The sequence below is a fragment of the Mailhella massiliensis genome (assembly GCF_900155525.1).
Taxonomy (GTDB): domain Bacteria; phylum Desulfobacterota; class Desulfovibrionia; order Desulfovibrionales; family Desulfovibrionaceae; genus Mailhella; species Mailhella massiliensis.
In genome coordinates this window covers 60,633-76,607 of the sequence record NZ_LT706952.1, presented here as the reverse complement: position 1 = coordinate 76,607, position 15,975 = coordinate 60,633, and the positions used below count along the sequence as shown (strand labels likewise).

The 15,975-nt window shown below is 58.1% G+C and carries 19 protein-coding genes; 15 read left to right on the top strand and 4 right to left on the bottom strand.

Annotation, left to right across the window (positions count from 1 at the left end):
* Nucleotides 1–11 precede the first annotated feature (11 nt).
* Nucleotides 12–284 (bottom strand): type II toxin-antitoxin system YafQ family toxin, encoded by a 273-nt coding sequence (locus CZ345_RS10425; protein WP_072337211.1) that lies wholly within the window; start codon nt 282–284, stop codon nt 12–14.
* Nucleotides 285–545 (bottom strand): type II toxin-antitoxin system RelB/DinJ family antitoxin, encoded by a 261-nt coding sequence (locus CZ345_RS10420; protein WP_077073093.1) that lies wholly within the window; start codon nt 543–545, stop codon nt 285–287.
* Between the two features lie 82 nt (nt 546–627).
* Here CZ345_RS10420 and CZ345_RS10415 point away from each other — a divergent pair, with 82 nt between their 5' ends.
* The 15 genes from CZ345_RS10415 (at nt 628) to CZ345_RS10335 (ending at nt 15,363) form a co-directional block, all read left to right on the top strand.
* Complete coding sequence (locus tag CZ345_RS10415; protein WP_077073092.1) at nt 628–2,727, top strand: DotA/TraY family protein; 2,100 nt, start codon at nt 628–630, stop codon at nt 2,725–2,727.
* 5 nt (nt 2,728–2,732) lie between these two features.
* Nucleotides 2,733–3,176, top strand: a complete 444-nt coding sequence (locus CZ345_RS10410) for a hypothetical protein (RefSeq protein ID WP_077073091.1) — start codon at nt 2,733–2,735, stop codon at nt 3,174–3,176.
* 42 nt (nt 3,177–3,218) lie between these two features.
* The gene (locus CZ345_RS10405) at nt 3,219–3,689 is read left to right on the top strand and encodes a DotD/TraH family lipoprotein (RefSeq protein ID WP_077073090.1); all 471 of its coding nucleotides are present in this window, start codon (nt 3,219–3,221) and stop codon (nt 3,687–3,689) included.
* Nucleotides 3,686–4,732, top strand: a complete 1,047-nt coding sequence (locus CZ345_RS10400) for a type IV secretory system conjugative DNA transfer family protein (RefSeq protein ID WP_077073089.1) — start codon at nt 3,686–3,688, stop codon at nt 4,730–4,732. Before CZ345_RS10405 ends, CZ345_RS10400 begins: the two co-directional genes overlap by 4 nt.
* Nucleotides 4,729–5,904 (top strand): type IV pilus twitching motility protein PilT, encoded by a 1,176-nt coding sequence (locus tag CZ345_RS10395; RefSeq protein WP_077073088.1) that lies wholly within the window; start codon nt 4,729–4,731, stop codon nt 5,902–5,904. Before CZ345_RS10400 ends, CZ345_RS10395 begins: the two co-directional genes overlap by 4 nt.
* Nucleotides 5,901–6,173 (top strand): IcmT/TraK family protein, encoded by a 273-nt coding sequence (gene icmT, locus CZ345_RS10390; RefSeq protein ID WP_077073087.1) that lies wholly within the window; start codon nt 5,901–5,903, stop codon nt 6,171–6,173. The genes CZ345_RS10395 and icmT overlap by 4 nt, the downstream gene beginning before the upstream one ends.
* A 25-nt stretch (nt 6,174–6,198) precedes the next feature.
* Nucleotides 6,199–6,414, top strand: a complete 216-nt coding sequence (locus tag CZ345_RS10385) for a hypothetical protein (RefSeq protein WP_077073086.1) — start codon at nt 6,199–6,201, stop codon at nt 6,412–6,414.
* Nucleotides 6,411–7,835 (top strand): zincin-like metallopeptidase domain-containing protein, encoded by a 1,425-nt coding sequence (locus CZ345_RS10380; protein ID WP_077073085.1) that lies wholly within the window; start codon nt 6,411–6,413, stop codon nt 7,833–7,835. The genes CZ345_RS10385 and CZ345_RS10380 overlap by 4 nt, the downstream gene beginning before the upstream one ends.
* Nucleotides 7,836–7,838: 3 nt before the next feature.
* The gene (gene topB, locus CZ345_RS10375; protein ID WP_077073084.1) at nt 7,839–9,449 is read left to right on the top strand and encodes a DNA topoisomerase III; all 1,611 of its coding nucleotides are present in this window, start codon (nt 7,839–7,841) and stop codon (nt 9,447–9,449) included.
* 10 nt (nt 9,450–9,459) lie between these two features.
* Nucleotides 9,460–10,214, top strand: a protein-coding gene (locus tag CZ345_RS16280; RefSeq protein ID WP_239446673.1) for an IS5 family transposase whose coding sequence is annotated in 2 segments (ribosomal slippage) — nt 9,460–9,793 and nt 9,793–10,214 — 756 coding nt in all. Because the reading frame shifts where the segments join, the coding sequence is not laid out codon by codon here.
* A gap of 6 nt (nt 10,215–10,220) precedes the next feature.
* Entirely contained in the window at nt 10,221–11,342 is a 1,122-nt protein-coding gene (locus CZ345_RS10355; RefSeq protein WP_338039513.1) for a DNA topoisomerase, read from the top strand.
* On the top strand, nt 11,339–11,755 hold the full coding sequence (locus CZ345_RS10350) for a hypothetical protein (protein ID WP_072337191.1): 417 nt from the start codon (nt 11,339–11,341) through the stop codon (nt 11,753–11,755). The genes CZ345_RS10355 and CZ345_RS10350 overlap by 4 nt, the downstream gene beginning before the upstream one ends.
* Complete coding sequence (locus CZ345_RS10345; protein WP_083717354.1) at nt 11,752–12,264, top strand: lytic transglycosylase domain-containing protein; 513 nt, start codon at nt 11,752–11,754, stop codon at nt 12,262–12,264. The genes CZ345_RS10350 and CZ345_RS10345 overlap by 4 nt, the downstream gene beginning before the upstream one ends.
* Nucleotides 12,261–13,580 (top strand): secretion/conjugation apparatus DotM-related subunit, encoded by a 1,320-nt coding sequence (locus CZ345_RS10340; RefSeq protein WP_077073080.1) that lies wholly within the window; start codon nt 12,261–12,263, stop codon nt 13,578–13,580. The genes CZ345_RS10345 and CZ345_RS10340 overlap by 4 nt, the downstream gene beginning before the upstream one ends.
* 7 nt (nt 13,581–13,587) lie before the next feature.
* The gene (locus tag CZ345_RS10335) at nt 13,588–15,363 is read left to right on the top strand and encodes a type IV secretory system conjugative DNA transfer family protein (protein WP_077073079.1); all 1,776 of its coding nucleotides are present in this window, start codon (nt 13,588–13,590) and stop codon (nt 15,361–15,363) included.
* Nucleotides 15,364–15,379: 16 nt separating this feature from the next.
* Here CZ345_RS10335 and CZ345_RS10330 read toward each other — a convergent pair whose 3' ends face one another.
* A complete protein-coding gene (locus tag CZ345_RS10330; protein WP_077073078.1) occupies nt 15,380–15,712 on the bottom strand; it encodes a type II toxin-antitoxin system PemK/MazF family toxin in 333 nt (110 codons plus the stop codon).
* Entirely contained in the window at nt 15,712–15,969 is a 258-nt protein-coding gene (locus tag CZ345_RS10325; RefSeq protein ID WP_077073077.1) for an AbrB/MazE/SpoVT family DNA-binding domain-containing protein, read from the bottom strand. The genes CZ345_RS10330 and CZ345_RS10325 overlap by 1 nt, the downstream gene beginning before the upstream one ends.
* Nucleotides 15,970–15,975 lie beyond the last annotated feature (6 nt).

Below are 15,975 nucleotides of genomic sequence, written 5' to 3'. Positions count from 1 at the left end.
CCATGCGCCTGTTACAGCGAAAAAAGATCGGCATGGGTGCCGGTACGATAAAAAACGCACTCATTCTCGCTTACTTTATACACAAGAAGCCAATCCGGTTCTATATGCAACTCCCGGTATGGTTTCCACTCTCCTTTGAGGGCATGGTCACGACAATGCTTAGGCAGTGGTTCCTCATTAAGCAAAAGCATGATTATCGTTTTCAGCTTTTGCATATCGTAGCCGCGATGTTCCACCTTTCTCAGATCACGGCGAAACTGAGCGGTAAAAGTGGAGTTACGCACTTATATCCCCAACTGTCTGAAAAGATCTTCCGCATCCTTGGCGTGAAATATTTCCTCTCCCCGTTCCGCCTTCTCTATAGTTTCACGGGTCAGTGCATTGGGAATATCGTCGCTGAAAGGCAGACGCTTTTCATGAGCCACTCTGGCCAGCGCCATGCGGCAGAGATCGGATACCGTCAGCCCCATGGTTGCCAGTACGGCGGCGGCCTCATGCTTGATGGCAGGGTCAATGCGGGCGCGAACATAATCGTTGGCAGGCATGATTGTCCTCCTGTTTTTAGAAAGTGTAGCTCAATTGGACACAAAGTCAACAACATCCTCAATGAAGAAAAGGGGAGATGCCATGGCCTCTGAACTCCCTGCCACCTCGGAAATTCTTCTGCCCACGGATGCCAGCAAGCAGATTCTCGACACCTTCCTCGGACAGGGATGGGATACCTGGGGAGCCGGTCTTGGAGGCTCGCAGGCTTCGGAGCTGATGCTCCAGATTTTCAGCGCCTTCAATCTGGTGGCGCTGGCCGTCATTTCCGCGCTGTTCCTGTGGGTCATGGCTCTGGCCGTGGCCGGAACGGCGCATGAAGGCGTACCCTTCGGCAAGCGTTTCAGCTCCCTGTGGATGCCCCTGCGTTTTGTGGGGGCCATGGGCGCTCTGGCTCCGATCTTCAAGGGGCTGAGTCTCTTCCAGGTGGCCATTCTGGCCTGCATCGGTTTTTCCATCAACCTCGGCAATTTCGTCTGGGAACTGGGGACCGACTACTTTGTGGAACACGCCGGTCAGATCACCGTACAGGCACCGGACCAGAACGTCACGCACTATGCGGCCATTACCAACGGCGCTCTGGAATCTTTGACGCTCCAGTATTACCTGAACGAGCGTCGAGGCATGAACATCTCGCCGGGCGGAGAATGGAATTACAAAAGCAACTGGTTCCGCTCCGGGGGAGAATACCAGTTCCTTTTCAACGGCAATGCGGGTTCCATTCAGGTTTCCTGTGTGGATGAAAGCGATGCCCTGTGCAGGGGTAAGGTCAATGCCGTAGGAACGGCCATCTCCGCTCTTTCTTCTGTGGCGCAGCAGCTTGCCGACCCGGAAACGCCGTCTTCCTCCATTGACCCCCGTGCGCTGCACAGTGCCGCCAATCAGGTCAATGCGGCCATTCTTTCCGAACTGCAAAGCTATGCCGGACAGGGACAGCTTCAAAGCAAGCTCGCAGACTTCCAGGAAAACTCCGCCCAGTACGGCTGGCTCATCGCCGGTTCTTCCTACTGGTCCATAGCATGGATCAATCAGGAAGTCCGCGAGGCCATGTACTCCGGCATCACCTACAGCCCGCACCAATATACCGTCTCCGAACTGTATGCCTGGACGCACGGCTTACAGGACTATGAAGCCGCGAAGGAACGTGTGGCAAACTATATCAAGACCGCCTATTCCAGCCGAAGGGGAATCACGGACATCACGGCCACGCCGTCCGTGACGGATGAAGGCCGGGCCTTTGACGAGCTGACCAACTGGCTGCGGGCCACGTTGAATCAACTGGTCGCCGCAAACATTCTGCCCATTGCCGTTGAAAAGCTCTCCAGCCAGGACCCCATCATGGCGATTTCCAATGTGGGGGACTACTTCATCGGTACGGCATGGGGGCTGGCCTCGGCGCTCGGCGTCGTGGATGTGGCGCACTCCATGGGCAAGGAGCTGCCTCTCATAGGCAAGGCCATTCCGAATCTGGACAAGTATATCTCCTTTGCCCTGTTCGCCGTTTTTCTTCCCCTTCTGCTGTACGGGCTGGCGCTGGCCTACTACCTGCCCGCCATTCCCTTCATCCGCTGGATTTCGGCCATGGTGGGCTGGATCATCCTCATTGTGGAAGCCCTGGTCGCGGCCCCGCTCTGGCTGTGCGCCCATGCGCTGCCCGACGGAGACGGCGCTGCCGGTCAGCACGGCAAAAGAGGCTATTTTCTTCTCCTTGCCATCATCATCCGTCCTCCTCTGATGGTGGCGGGATTCTTTGCCGCCGTCATTCTCATGAACGTCCTCGGCAGACTTCTCGGAGCCAGCTTTGAGATGTTCGTCGCCGGAACCGCACAAACCAAAATTCTCGGCATTACCGGCACGTTCTCCATGCTGGTCATCCTCGGCATCGTCGTCATCATGGCGGCCAACAAGTTCTTCTCTCTCATCCATTACCTGCCGGAGCATGTGACCAGCTGGATAGGTCAGCAAATCCACGGGCTGGGAGAAAAGGAAGACCAGGCCGGAGTCAAAAGCATCTTTATCGCCTCCACCAATACCGTCAGCTCCGGGGCGCAGGGCGCAAGGGAACTTCGCGGCGACATTTCGAGGCAATGGAACAGCCCCGGCTCCGGGCACGCGATGCCGACGCAATCACCGTCAGGAGTTTCCCAGACTTCACGAATATCACAGGATAACTTCAGAAGCTGACGCCTATGAAAAAGTATCTCTCGACCACGGCTTTTGTTACCGCTCTTTGCGAGTCCATGCGGCAATGTTCCCTTCTTCGGAACAGACTTTGTGCCCGTGTCGCTTTTTTCCGCAGTCATCGCTCTTCCCAGGAACAACACGCGGTTGCTCAGGACTTTTCTCTGCTGCTTGCCGCCTGGGGCATCGCCGACGACGCGGATATTCCCGGCGTCATCAGGGTGCTGCGTCTGCGCGTTCCGCTTTTTATCGCTCCCGTCGTCCTCTGCGCTCTGGCGGCGATATGGCAGCGAACCGTGCTGTCCGTCATCGCCCTCTGTCTCATCTCTCTGCCATGTCTTTTTGGAATCCTCACGACGCTCTGGCGCATTTCCCTTTTGCGTAACCGCCGTTTTCTGCCGTTCGGTCGCTGGCTGCTGCAAGGAGTCGGCGTCGTTTCCCATCGCCCGTAATTCGGGCGGGGTATGTCTTTTCATCCATAAAGGAGGTCCATCATGTTCCGCAACCTTGTGCTGTGTTTATGCTGTCTTTTTCTCGCCGCCTGCGTGGGAAGGGAGCAGTCTTCCGCTCCTCCGCCCGCCGATTTCGTATCAACCACCCTGGGACACGCGGCAGAACAGGCTCATGGGGAACTCGCCATGATCGCCAGACTACGCGGACAGGGGTTGCAGCCTCTGCTGCTGCCTTCCGCCCCTTCGCTGAATCTGCCTGTCTCCATTACCTGGACGGGACCCGTAGAAGGAGCGCTCAAGGAAATCTGCCTGCAACTCGGCTTTCGCTACAGGGAAGCGGGAACTCCCTCCGCACAGGTCATGACCGTGGTGGTGCATGGGCTGAACCGTCCCGCCCATGAACTTCTGGAAGACATCGCATGGCAGATACAGCCCCAGGCCGCCGTGCGTTTCGACCCCATCAACCGCGTTCTCACGCTGGCAAGAACCACCGGTAAGGAGCTTCATTCATGACGATGTTCGCCCGTCTCATCCCTGCGCTTCGGTTTCGTCTTTTCGGTCCCCGGAAGGCGGCTTCTCTTCTGCTGGCCTTCATCGCAGCCGTCTCTCTGACCGGGTGCGCGGGAATGAGCCCGCAAAATGCCCCCACGACTCCCGTGCCCGTTCCCCCCGGCACGGTCAATGCGCCGAAAGCAGCGGACAAAACAAACGACGACCAGGCCTTCACCCCCTACGACGCCTCCTATGCTGAAGACGGCAACGGGCAATACCTGGCCGTGCATGTTCCCGCCGACCCTGCTTCGGGGCCGCGCAAAGGCGATCCCGACGAGCTGGCGGAACTTCTGGAAATGAAAGGCGGCAGTGAAAAGGAGCATACCGCCGTCAAGCTCATGCGCCCCAGAGCCATCAAGGAGGCGGCCCGGCTTGTTACGTTTCAGACGGCCATAACCTGGCGCTACCGACAGCTTGCCGCCAGAACCGAAGAGTTCAGTACCATCATGGATGCCGCCTTCAACTTCACGCCGCTTGTTCTGACGCAGGGGGAAGCCCTCATCATGCCGCCGCTTCTGGCACGGGCCGGAGCCTCCATGCGGATTGAAGAGCCGGGAACCGCGACAGCAGCAAAAGCGACTTATGAAATGCTTGAACCGGCACAGTACATCGCGGTTGTTCCTCACTGGCGAACCTTTCTGATGATGGACGATTTTCCCGAACCGGAAAAGCCTAACCCCGCCGTTCTGCCCCAAAGCAGCGAAGAGCGGGCCATCTGGCGACGCGCCGTGCGCGATGCCTGGACGCAGGGGCTGAAAGAGGCGGATCAGCTTTACGCAGACAACGTGGCGCGGATGGTGCGGAGCTATCGCGGAGCCATGCTGTATCATCTGCTCACGGCCCAGCATCTTCTGAGCCGCATCAGCACCGCCTCTTCCGACCTGGGAATGCACACCACGGACAACGGAAACAAGCTGAACATCGGCCAGCGCGTTTATCGGATTACCGCGCCGTCATCCTTCACGGTCGCCCCGTCTCCTTCCGTAAAAAAGGGGAGAAAATGACCATGACGAATCCCGGCTGGTATCCTCGTGAACCGCGTATCCGCTGGGACTATGCGGGCATCAACGACCTGCTGCTCTGGGGAACCCGTTGCGGCATGTCCGACCTGTGCCTGCGTTCCGCGCTTCCGGCATGGATGCGCCTCAACGGAACATGGCGGATGGTCACGCAGCGGGCCATTACGACCGATGAACTTCTGTCCGCACTGGAACGCCTGACCCGGAACAATTCCGTGGCCGCGCTCATCAAGTCCGGCCAGTCGGACTATGACTTTGCCCATGAAATCGAGGAAAGCCGAGGTGTGCGCCGCCGCTATCGCGGCAATGCCACCCCGGTGGCCGACGGCTATTCCACCGGCGTCAAAATCGTGTTCCGTGCCATTCCTTCCATGCCCCCGGCCCTGGAAGACCTGCATGTGGAACAGAAAATTCTGGACCATGCCATGCCGTCAAACGGTCTGGTTCTGGTCACTGGCGTCATGGGAAGCGGAAAAAGTACGCTGCTCGCCGCCATTCTTCGACGCATCATTGAAAAGGGCGGGCGCAACGTCAGCACCTATGAATCCCCCATAGAATTCGACTTTGACGCCATACCGAACCCCGGAGGCCCGGTATCGCAAAGCACCATTCCCGAACATCTGAGGTCGTTTCTTACGGCCACGCGCAACTCAACGCGCACGGCGCCGGACGTGGTGCTCATCGGGGAAAGCCGTGATCCCGATACGCTCCGGGGCATGATCGAAAGCGCGGAAATAGGCGTTGCCGCCTATTCCACGGTGCATACGCGCTCCGTGCCGGAAACTCTTTCCCGCATCATCAACGTCTTTCCCATTGCGGAAAGGCTGCAAATCACGGCGACGCTCATTTCCAGTCTCAGGCTCATCATTTCCCAGCGTCTCGTTCCGTTGCCGGACAACAGCGGACGCACGGCGCTGCGCGAATATCTGGCCTTCACACCCGAAATCCGGGAAACCCTGCTGAACACGCCCCTGGAACGTCTGATTCCGCAGGCCGAAGAACTGCTTTTCTCCTCCGGCCAGCGCATACAGGATGCCGCCGAACGCGCCTATGCCGGAGGCCACATAGGCAGGGACATCTATCAGGCCATTCTGGCGGAGCGCAAGGCAAGGCAAAACAGTCCGTCCCACGCTCTCGCTCTGGAGGAAACCTCATGAACGGTGAAGTTCTCTGGCGGGATACCGGTCTCACGCCGAAAATTTTCATTCTGGATGCCCGTGCCATCTTTCCCCTGGCGCTGTGGCTGTTCCACTGGTCCTGGTGGACGGCAGCCATTGCCTGCCTGGGCATTGTGGCCCTGTTCTTTGTTCAACGCTCCGGCATGTCGCCTCTTGCCTGTCTCAGAGCGATACGCACGGCGTTCATGGGCAGACGCCGGGAGACCAGATACACCGAAACCCTCTGGCGCAAACGATGCCGCTGGTAATTCAACAACCCGAAAGGAGTTCGACATGAAAGACGTTCCGCGCAACAGTTTCGGCCTCTTTGATTCCCCTGTCCGTTGCCGGGAAAAGGAGCGCGTATCCCTTACGCCCCGGCATATTGAACGACAGCTCGACGCCGGGGCCTTCCTGATGAGCAGGGAGGACGCCGTTCTGGCGGGCTTTCTCAATCCGCACGACGAGCAGGATTCCGTCATCGTGGAACTAAGGGAGGAAAACGCATGAGTGAGCAGCCGCGCGAAAGAAAAAACCGCTTTCAGATAAGCCGCGAAGTCCAGGAAGAGTTCGTCAACGGCATCGCTGAAACCATGCTTTCCCTGGCGGAAAAAGCCGGGGACTGGCAACGGGGCTGGACCTCCGACACGCCTGTGGGAATGCCGTTCTGTCCCGTGACCGGCAGAGAGTACAGCGGGGCGAACCTGGTTCGGCTGCTGCTGACAACCATTGTCAGGGGATACGCCGATGACCGGTGGATGACCTTCAACCAGCTTCAGAGCTTTCAGAACGCCCACCCCGAACTGCAAATGAACATCCGCAAGGGCGAACGAGGCGTCAAGGTGCTGCGACCGGAGGAAGTCGCCTACATTGTGGAAGAAAACGGAGCCTGGAAATTCCTGACCAGGGAAGAACTCCGGCGCATCGAAGAAATGAAGGACCGGGGGCAGGACGTTCCCGACGTTCAGCGTAAAACGCTTTTCTATCCTTTCACGGTCTTCAATGCCGCCCAGATTGAAGGATTCCCCGCCAAGGAACGTCCCGCCCATGCCATGACGCAGATTGAACGGCATGAGATGGTGGAACGCTTCATCGCCAGCTCCGGCGTTCACGTCAGGCACTACGGCGGCGATCCCTGCTTCAACATGGAAAAAAACGAGGTAGCCCTGCCGTATCCCGAACGGTTCAGCGGTACGGATGAATATTACGCCGCCAAACTGCACGAGTTCTTCCATGCCACCGGGCACGAAACGCGGGAAAACCGTCAGCTGAAAAATACGCAGACCATAAAGAGCTACGCCTTTGAAGAAATGCGCGCGGAAATGTTTTCCATGCTGGCCGGCGCGCATCTTGCGCTGCCCATGCCGGAAACGAATTCCGCCGCCTATATCGCCAACTGGAATCAGAAATTTTCCGGCGGCGATGTCAAAGCCGTGTTTCAGGCGGCTTCGGAAGCGGCAAAGATACTGACGGTGCTGCATCAGTTTGAATCCGATGAACAGCCTGCGGCAAGGTGGTTTCCCAGACGGGAAGCATGGCCGGAACTGGTGGAACTTCAGAAGCAGCGCGACGCGGCCTGCGGCGTTTCCTTCCATGCCGAAGAAACTTCCGGCTCGCAGGTCTTCGAGCGCCTTTCCCGAAACAGCGCCTTCTCCGAACCGCTGTCTTTCACCGAGGCAGCCGTTGCCTTCAAGAACACGGACAACCCGGTCACAAAAACACGCCTCATCCTTCAGAACCCGGACTTCCTCAATCTGGCCCTCAAGCAGGACCCTGACTCCGTGATGGAGCTTGCCGTGCTTTTCGACAAGATGGCCCACGTTCTCCACATGGAAATGGACGACAAACTCCGCCCGGCTCCGGGCGCTCTGGAACATAACGCACCCTTACTGGAACAGCAGGCTGCCTCGGCGCAGCGCATGAGGATATAACGCATGAGACTTTTCATCGCTGAAAAACCGAATCTTGGAAAAGCCATTGCCAGAGGACTTGGCGGGGGACGCACGGAACAGGGCTGTATCCGGTGCGGAGACAACATCGTCACCTGGTGCTTCGGCCACCTTCTTGAACCCGCCTATCCTGAAGCCTACTGCCCTGAATATGCCCAATGGCGGCGCGAACATCTGCCCATCATCCCTTCCTCATGGAAATATGTGGTCAAGCGCACGTCGAAAGCACAGCTCGACACCATCGGCAAACTGCTGCGCGACGCCGCCTCCGTCGTCCATGCGGGCGACCCTGACCGGGAAGGCCAGCTTCTTGTTGATGAAGTGCTGGAACATTTCCGCTATCGCGGACCTGTCTTCCGTATCTGGTTGCCTTCCCTGGATGACCGCTCCGTCAGCATCGCCCTCGGCAACATCACGGACAACGCCGCCAATGCTCCTTTGCGGGACGCCGCCCGCGCCAGAATGATGGCCGACTGGCTGGTCGGCATAAACGCCACCCGCGCCCTGACCATCACAGGCAGAGAAAACGGACGCACGGAAGTGCTTTCCCTCGGCAGAGTCCAGACGCCCACGCTGGCGCTGGTTGTGGCCCGCGACAGGGAGATCGCCCATTTCAAGCCCTCGGATTATTTTGTGCTGCGGGCAAGCATCATCCACCCCCACGGAGAATGTTCCGTCACCTTCGTGCCTTCCGACTCGCAGGACGGACTGGACAGCTCCGGGCGTCTTGTGGACCTTGCTCAGGTTGCCGCTGTTCTGGAATCGGTCAACGGCAAGGAAGGAACGGTTCTGGAAGCGCTGCGGGAAAAGAAAACCAGACCCGCCCCCTTGCCTCATTGCCTCTCTTCCCTGCAAAAATCCGCTTCCGCCAGACTCGGCATGTCGGCCAAGCGCGTCCTGGATGTCGCCCAGAGCCTTTATGAAAAGAAACTCACCACCTACCCCAGGACAGACTGCCGCTATCTGCCGGAAGAGCAGCATGGCGAAGCCGCATCCATTCTAAGCCGCCTTGCCGGAGTCTCCGGCCTGGAGCAGCTTGCGGGCAAGGCGGATTCCCGCCTGAAAAGCACGGTCTGGAACACGAAAAAGATTACCGCCCACCACGCCATCATTCCCACCGGGGAACCTGCGGAAAGCCTTGCCGGGGAAGAACGCGCCCTTTTTCTGCTGATCGCCACGGCCTACTGTCTGCAATTTCATCCGCCCATGCGCTATGAAGCCCAGAAAATCGCCGTTGCTCTCGGAGATACCCGATGGGAAGCCTCAGGGCGGCGACTGCTGGAGGCCGGATGGACGGCGCTTTCCAGGGATGACGATGATTCCGATGAACAGGAGCAGGAACTTCTGCCGCTCATGGAACAGGGCGACGCCGTGCGCTGCCGTAACGCGGAAAGCGTGCGGAAAAAGACTTCTCCTCCCTCACGATTCAGCGAGGGGAGCCTGATTGACGCCATGGCCCACGTCCATCTTCTGGTCAAGGACGGTCAGGCGAAAGCCACGCTCAAGGAAAGCAAGGGCCTCGGAACCGAAGCCACCCGNCTAGGCTCAGGACTCATTAATTGCCAAAAGGGTAAAAAGTTCTTATTGTCGGCATAGGGAGGATGCCATGAAGGAACTTTTTTATCTTTCTCATGAACAGATTGCTCGTATCAAACGCTACTTTCCTCGTTCCCATGGCATTCCGAGAGTCGATGACAGGCGTGTCGTCAGCGGCATTATCTATGTCATCAAGCACGGCCTGCAATGGAAAGATGCTCCGCGCGAGTATGGACCATACAAAACTCTCTACAATCGTTTTATCCGCTGGAGCCGATTGGGTGTCTTTAACAGGATTTTTGCGGAGCTTGTTGAGCAAAACGGCTCCACAACACGCTTGATGATTGATGCCACACATCTCAAGGCACACAGGACAGCAGCAAGTTTGCTGAAAAAAGGGGCCTTTCCCGATGTATCGGACGCACAAAAGGCGGCCTGAATTCAAAACTCCACGCTGTCTGTAATGCCTTCGGTCAACCGTTGGCCTTCCATCTGTCCGGCGGTCAGGTGAGCGACTACAAAGGCGCTGCTGCCCTGCTTGATACTCTGCCGCAGGCCAGGGAGCTTCTGGCGGATAGAGGCTATGATGCCGACTGGTTTCGTCATGCCTTGTCCCGTAAAGGAATCACGCCGTGCATTCCCGGCAGACACAGCCGGAAAACTCCGGTGGTCTATGACAAGGAGGTTTACAAGCAGCGGCACAAGATAGAAATCATGTTCGGCCGACTCAAGGATTGGCGCAGAATAGCCATGCGTTATGACCGTTGTGCCCACACGTTCTTTTCGGCCATTTGTCTTGCTGCCATTGTCATCTTTTATATTTAATGAGTCCTGAACCTAAGCAGCCTTGCCGGAGTCTCCGGCCTGGAGCAGCTTGCGGGCAAGGCGGATTCCAGCCTGAAAAGCACGGTCTGGAACACGAAAAAGATTACCGCCCACCACGCCATCATTCCTACCGGGGAACCTGCGGAAAGCCTTGCCGGGGAAGAACGCGCCCTTTTTCTGCTGATCGCCACGGCCTACTGTCTGCAATTTCATCCGCCCATGCGCTATGAAGCCCAGAAAGTCGCAGTTGCTCTCGGAGATACCCGCTGGGAAGCCTCAGGGCGGCGATTGCTGGAAGCCGGATGGACGGCGCTTTCCAGGGATGACGATGATTCCGATGAACAGGAGCAGGAACTTCTGCCGCTCATGGAACAGGGCGACGCCGTGCGCTGCCGTAACGCGGAAAGCGTGCGGAAAAAGACTTCTCCTCCCTCACGATTCAGCGAGGGGAGCCTGATTGACGCCATGGCCCACGTCCATCTTCTGGTCAAGGACGGTCAGGCGAAAGCCACGCTCAAGGAAAGCAAGGGCCTCGGAACCGAAGCCACCCGCGCCAATATCATTGAGACGCTGAAAGAACGCGGCTATCTCGTCGCCGAGAAAAAATCCATCGTATCCACGCCGCTGGGGCAGGAAATCATCGACCTGACGCCGCCCGCTCTGAAAGACCCCATCACCACCGCCGCATGGGAAGACCAGCTTGAAGCCATCGCCCAGGGCAAGGGCAGTCTGGACGCTTTTCTCTCGGAACAAAAACGTCTTCTGCCGACGCTGCTGTCTCCGATTCTGGAACGCAAAGCCAGCCCCGCCCATGTCTGCCCCGACTGCGGGGCCGCTCTTCAGCGCCGTAAAAGAAAAAAGGACGGCTCATGGTTCTGGAGCTGCTCCGCCTATCCCGACTGCAAGACCATACTTCCCGATGACAACGGCAAACCGGGAAGTCCCAGACCGAAACCCACGCTTTCGGAACACGCCTGCAAAGTCTGCGGCAAGCCTCTCGTCCTGCGCAGCAGCGCCAAAGGGAAGTTCTACGGCTGTTCCGATTATCCCCGCTGCAAGCAGATATATCCGGTCGGAGAAAACGGGGCCCCCGTTTTTGAAGGCCGGAAAGGGAGGAAGGAACAATGAGGACTGCGCTTCTCCTTATCCTTTGTCTGGCACAGGCTTTTCCCTGTTTTGCGGCTTCCTGTCAGGATATGCGGGATGCCGTCGGCTCAGCCATGCAGCAGCGCAACGGACGGGTATCCGATACTCACAACACCATGATTCCCGACCCTGAATCCGAACGGGATGCGCTGTCCGGCTGTCTCGGCTCCATCAATGCTCTCGGCGACGCTTTCAGCCTTGGCGTGACGTTGCCGGGCATGGACCAGATCGTCGCGGGAATGTGCCATCAGGTTGACTCCCTCATTCAGCAGAAAATCAACGATGCTCACAATCAGGTCCTCAACTCCATAAACGGCATCGGCGGCAACAATCCGTTCAAGGTGTACGGCACGGGCGGAGACTATGTGGTGAAGCTCAAGGAGAAATTGAAATGAGAGCGCTCTGCCTGTTTCTGAGCATCCTTTGTCTGTCTCCCGGCATGGCCTTCTCCGCCGAACGGGCCAAAGTCGTCGTTTCGATGACACGACCTCTGACCACGGGCTGTGTTCTGAATGCCGCCCGTGCGAGCGGAATGCCTCCGGCTGCGCTTTTCGGTCTGCTCGCCACGGAGGGGGGAAGCATGGGCGAAGCTCTGAGCAACACCAACGGCACCTGGGACCTGGGCTGTTTTCAAATCAACACCGTTCACGTCAATGAACTGTCCGCCATGGGCATAGCCCCGGAAACCCTGCTTCGGGACGGCTGCGTCAACGCCTATGCCGCGGCATGGCTGCTTCGCAAGGAGTATGAACGGACCGGCGATCTCTGGCTGGCCATAGGCGCGTATCATTCCAGAACGCCCCATCGCAGGGATGCCTATATCAGAAAGGTCAGAACGAACCTGGAAGAACTGCGTCGCCGGGGTATCTCCAGCCTCTCTTCCCTTCAGGAGGCGCAGCCGTGAGTCAGCTCCGCGACGAAAGAGACGACATGCTTTTTCTGTGGTTTGCGCTTCTGGTGCTGATTTTTGTCGTCATCCCGGCTCTGTACGCAGCGCATAAGGGAAGCGTCAACGCGCCTCTGGTCTGGCTGGCAAGTATCCAGCTCAGAGTCTTTGCGCCTTTTTCAGAAGAAGTACGGACCATCCTTGAGCGTCTCACCGAGGTGGAACCCGCCGCGCTGACCTGGGAACAGGTGCGGGGATTGCTGCGCTATGCCGGGTCATGGATGCGATGGCCGCTCGCGCTGCTTCTGCTTTTGTGCGGCTGCACCGCCATTTTCATAGGACGGGTGGGAAGGCTCGTCCGCCATTTCAGCATGAAAAGCCTGCTGAAAAACAACGCGGAATCCTTCCCCTGTCTCAGACCGGTCGTTGGTCGCGGCAAGTACCTGCTTTCGCCCAAATCCTACGATTCCGGCTTATGGCGCATTGCCCGAACTCCCGTTCAATTCGCCCTGGAACAGGAACTTCTGCTCAATGAAAACGGTGAAGCCTTCACTCCGGAACAGGCTCTGCATAACGGGCTGGCGGATACGGAACTTCCCGCATGGGGCAATGCCAGGCTGGATGAAGACAAAGCTCTCGCCGCCTTTCAGGCCCAGCTCGGCAAACCATTCGAGAACTATACGGCCATGACTGCCTGCCGTCGTGCGCTGGCCGCCGCATTCCTGGCCTATGCGGACGGCGACAAAAAAGGCTGCGTTGCCGTACTGGATGCCGTCTCATCCTCCTATCGGGAAAAACGCGATCGGGCGACATGCCCCGTTCTGGAACAAAAAAACTTCCATCTGAATCTGAACCGCATCTGGGAAAGGCATCAGTCCGTTCTTTCCGAAAAATCCCTCCGTATCCACGCGGCATTCGAGCTTCCGTGGTTCATGGCTCTGCTGTGCCGGGCAAGGAAAAAAGGCGTTCTGGCCAGTTCCCAGTTCCTGTGGCTTCGCCCGTTGGACAGGCCGCTCTGGTACGCGCTCAACCAATGCGGGGGAAGAACCGCGTGGGTGGAAAGCCTGGCTCCCTGGGCGCACTACAAGGCAGAAGAACAGGCGGGGCAGGCCCTGACCGAGCCTCACGTTGCTCTCGCCGTCACGAGTCTCAAGGATTCCTTGTCCGCCCAGGGCTGGCTGACGGACATTTTCATTCCGCCCATGTTCGAGCAGTCCTTTACGCCTGCCGTGGAGCAGGCGGAACCTGTGTCGGATATGGTGTACGCTGCGGCAGAAAACGACCCGGAATACGATGCCAACGACGACCCTTCCCTGGCGGAAGAACACTATTGAGGTGCGTATGGAACGAAAAATCAGAGGTCTTGAAGACCACGAAACGCAGGAACGGAAACGGCTCTTCCGGGATGTGCGCTCCCCGCTGCAACGCCTGGGAGACACGCTCAGGCTCGGCCATGTGCAAACCGGCGGCATCTTTGCGGCGGGGGTGTGTCTTTTTCTTTTTCCCTCGCTCTCCATGCCGTTCTTTATCGCCGGGCTTGCTCTGTTTGCCGCCCGCTGCGTCTATGTCGAAGACGAAAGGCTGCCTTTCCGAATGCCGCTCGGTCTCTCCGGCACGGATAAAGGCGATCCTCTGCCCGGCAGACGCGGCTACGCCAGACCGGAGGGCATCTTCTTCCTGGGAAACAGGGTACAGGACCAGAAAGAACTCTGGCTGAAGGCCAAGGACATTCTTACCCACTGCCTGCTTTTCGGCACCACCGGTTCCGGCAAGACGGAAACACTCGTTTCCCTTTCATACAATGCTCTGGCTACGGGAAGCGGGCTGTTCTACATCGACCCGAAAGCAAGTCCGAAACTCGCCGTACAGATATGGCAGATGGCCCGCTTTCTGGGACGGGACGACGACTTCCGCGTGCTGAACTACGGCACTTCCGGCAAAGTCAAAGGAAAAACTCCGCGCCGTCTTTCCAACACCAACAATCCCTTCACCTTCGGCAGTGCGGAAGCCCTGACGCAGCTTCTTGTTTCCCTCATGCCCGCGTCCGACGGGGCGAACAGCATCTTTGCCGACAAGGCGCAGGCGTTGATTTCCGGCGTCATGTACGCCCTGGTGGACCTGCGCGACAAAGGGCTGCTCAAGCTCTCCACCAGCGTCATCCGTGAATCGCTGGCGCTTGAAAAATGTGTCGCCCTCGCGCTGCGGGCGGAGCTTGATGAAGAGTCCCGCGCCTCCATCCATGCGGCTCTCGGCACCTGCGGCTGGATTGCCGGACGGGAAATGAAAGACCAGCCCCAGTCCTTTGCGGAGCAGTTCGGCTATGCCCAGAGCTACTTCGGAAAGGCCCTTTCCAGCCTGACGGACACCTATTCCCACATCTACGGGGCTGAAGACGGAGAAGTCGATTTTGCAGACGCCATCATGCAGCGCCGCGTGCTGGTCGTTCTTCTGCCTTCGCTGGAAAAAGCCCCCGCAGAACTGGCCAGCCTCGGAAAAATCAGCCTCTCCGCCATACGCAACGCCTGTGCCGTTGGCCTCGGCGCACATATCGAAGGCGACGCCGCCGACGTGCTGGAAGCCCTGCCCACGGACACTGTGGGCATCGGCCCGTATCTGTGCATCGTGGATGAATATGCGGCCATCGTCACCCCCGGCTTTGAGGTCGTGCTGACACAGGGGCGCGGTCTCGGCATAGCCGCCATCGTCGCCTCCCAGGATTACGCCGGTATTCTGGAAGCGGACAAAAAAGGCGCGCAGCAGATGGTGGCCAACACCTCCATAAAAATCTTCATGAAAATGCAGGACGCGGAAAAAACCTGGGAACTCATACGGGGACAGGCCGGCCAAGGCACCGTCCTCCGCACCACCGGCTTCAACGTCAACGAAAAAATAAGCGCAGGTTACCGCGACGCCATGAACACCACCGTGGAACAGGAAGACCGCGTCGTCCTGCGCGACTTGCAGGAACAGATCGAAGGCGAAGCCCATTTCATCTTCAGCGGGCAAATCGTCCGGGGCACCATGTTCTTTGCCAACCCTTCCCTGAAAAAAGCGCAGCTGCGCGTCCCCCAGCTTGTGCAGCTCTCCCAGGAGAAACACTATGACCATGCGGCATAAAAGAGAAAAAGCCCGGCTAGCTGAAAATGGTCGCCAACCTTGCAAGAACTTCATCCATAATGACGGGCGGTACTTGTTCCAGCCGTCTGCCGGATCTCGCCCGCAAGTCCAGCGCCCTGGGCTGGTCACAACGAACTACTCCTGTAGTACGCGTGCCGCATCCGCTGAGCGACACGGCGAATCCTGCAGTACGGGCAAAATTCCCCCCGCTGGTAATCGGCAACACTACGGGAACCTGCGTCACTCTGTTGAACTCGTCGGGAGAAATCACCAACACCGGTCGCGTTCCCTGTTGCTCATGCCCTTCTGTAGGATCAAGCGTCACCAGATAAATATCACCACGCCGCATCAGATCAGCTCCCCGCCCGTGGCTCCAGCCCCGGTCCACACTCCATCCTCAGGGGAAAGCGGCGCGGAAGCATCACACTGGGCCAACAGTTCCTGCAGGCTGTACTTCTTCCTGACGTTCGGCTCAATAATCAGACGCCCGGATTCCACGGCCATGCTTACCGATGACCCCGATTCCATTCGCAGCATTTCCAAAATGGCGGGAGGAACGGCCAGCATCACTGAACCGCCGACTTTTCTCAAATTAGCTGTGTACATCGTCAT

Excerpts from the sequence above, each read along its gene's own strand:
- CZ345_RS10420 (WP_077073093.1), bottom strand. The coding sequence starts at position 545 with ATGCCTGCCAACGATTATGTTCGCGCCCGCATTGACCCTGCCATCAAG.
- CZ345_RS10415 (WP_077073092.1), top strand. The coding sequence starts at position 628 with ATGGCCTCTGAACTCCCTGCCACCTCGGAAATTCTTCTGCCCACGGAT.
- CZ345_RS10410 (WP_077073091.1), top strand. The coding sequence starts at position 2,733 with ATGAAAAAGTATCTCTCGACCACGGCTTTTGTTACCGCTCTTTGCGAG.
- CZ345_RS10405 (WP_077073090.1), top strand. The coding sequence starts at position 3,219 with ATGTTCCGCAACCTTGTGCTGTGTTTATGCTGTCTTTTTCTCGCCGCC.
- CZ345_RS10400 (WP_077073089.1), top strand. The coding sequence starts at position 3,686 with ATGACGATGTTCGCCCGTCTCATCCCTGCGCTTCGGTTTCGTCTTTTC.
- CZ345_RS10395 (WP_077073088.1), top strand. The coding sequence starts at position 4,729 with ATGACCATGACGAATCCCGGCTGGTATCCTCGTGAACCGCGTATCCGC.
- icmT (WP_077073087.1), top strand. The coding sequence starts at position 5,901 with ATGAACGGTGAAGTTCTCTGGCGGGATACCGGTCTCACGCCGAAAATT.
- CZ345_RS10385 (WP_077073086.1), top strand. The coding sequence starts at position 6,199 with ATGAAAGACGTTCCGCGCAACAGTTTCGGCCTCTTTGATTCCCCTGTC.
- CZ345_RS10380 (WP_077073085.1), top strand. The coding sequence starts at position 6,411 with ATGAGTGAGCAGCCGCGCGAAAGAAAAAACCGCTTTCAGATAAGCCGC.
- CZ345_RS10350 (WP_072337191.1), top strand. The coding sequence starts at position 11,339 with ATGAGGACTGCGCTTCTCCTTATCCTTTGTCTGGCACAGGCTTTTCCC.
- CZ345_RS10345 (WP_083717354.1), top strand. The coding sequence starts at position 11,752 with ATGAGAGCGCTCTGCCTGTTTCTGAGCATCCTTTGTCTGTCTCCCGGC.
- CZ345_RS10335 (WP_077073079.1), top strand. The coding sequence starts at position 13,588 with ATGGAACGAAAAATCAGAGGTCTTGAAGACCACGAAACGCAGGAACGG.
- CZ345_RS10330 (WP_077073078.1), bottom strand. The coding sequence starts at position 15,712 with ATGCGGCGTGGTGATATTTATCTGGTGACGCTTGATCCTACAGAAGGG.
- CZ345_RS10325 (WP_077073077.1), bottom strand. The coding sequence starts at position 15,969 with ATGTACACAGCTAATTTGAGAAAAGTCGGCGGTTCAGTGATGCTGGCC.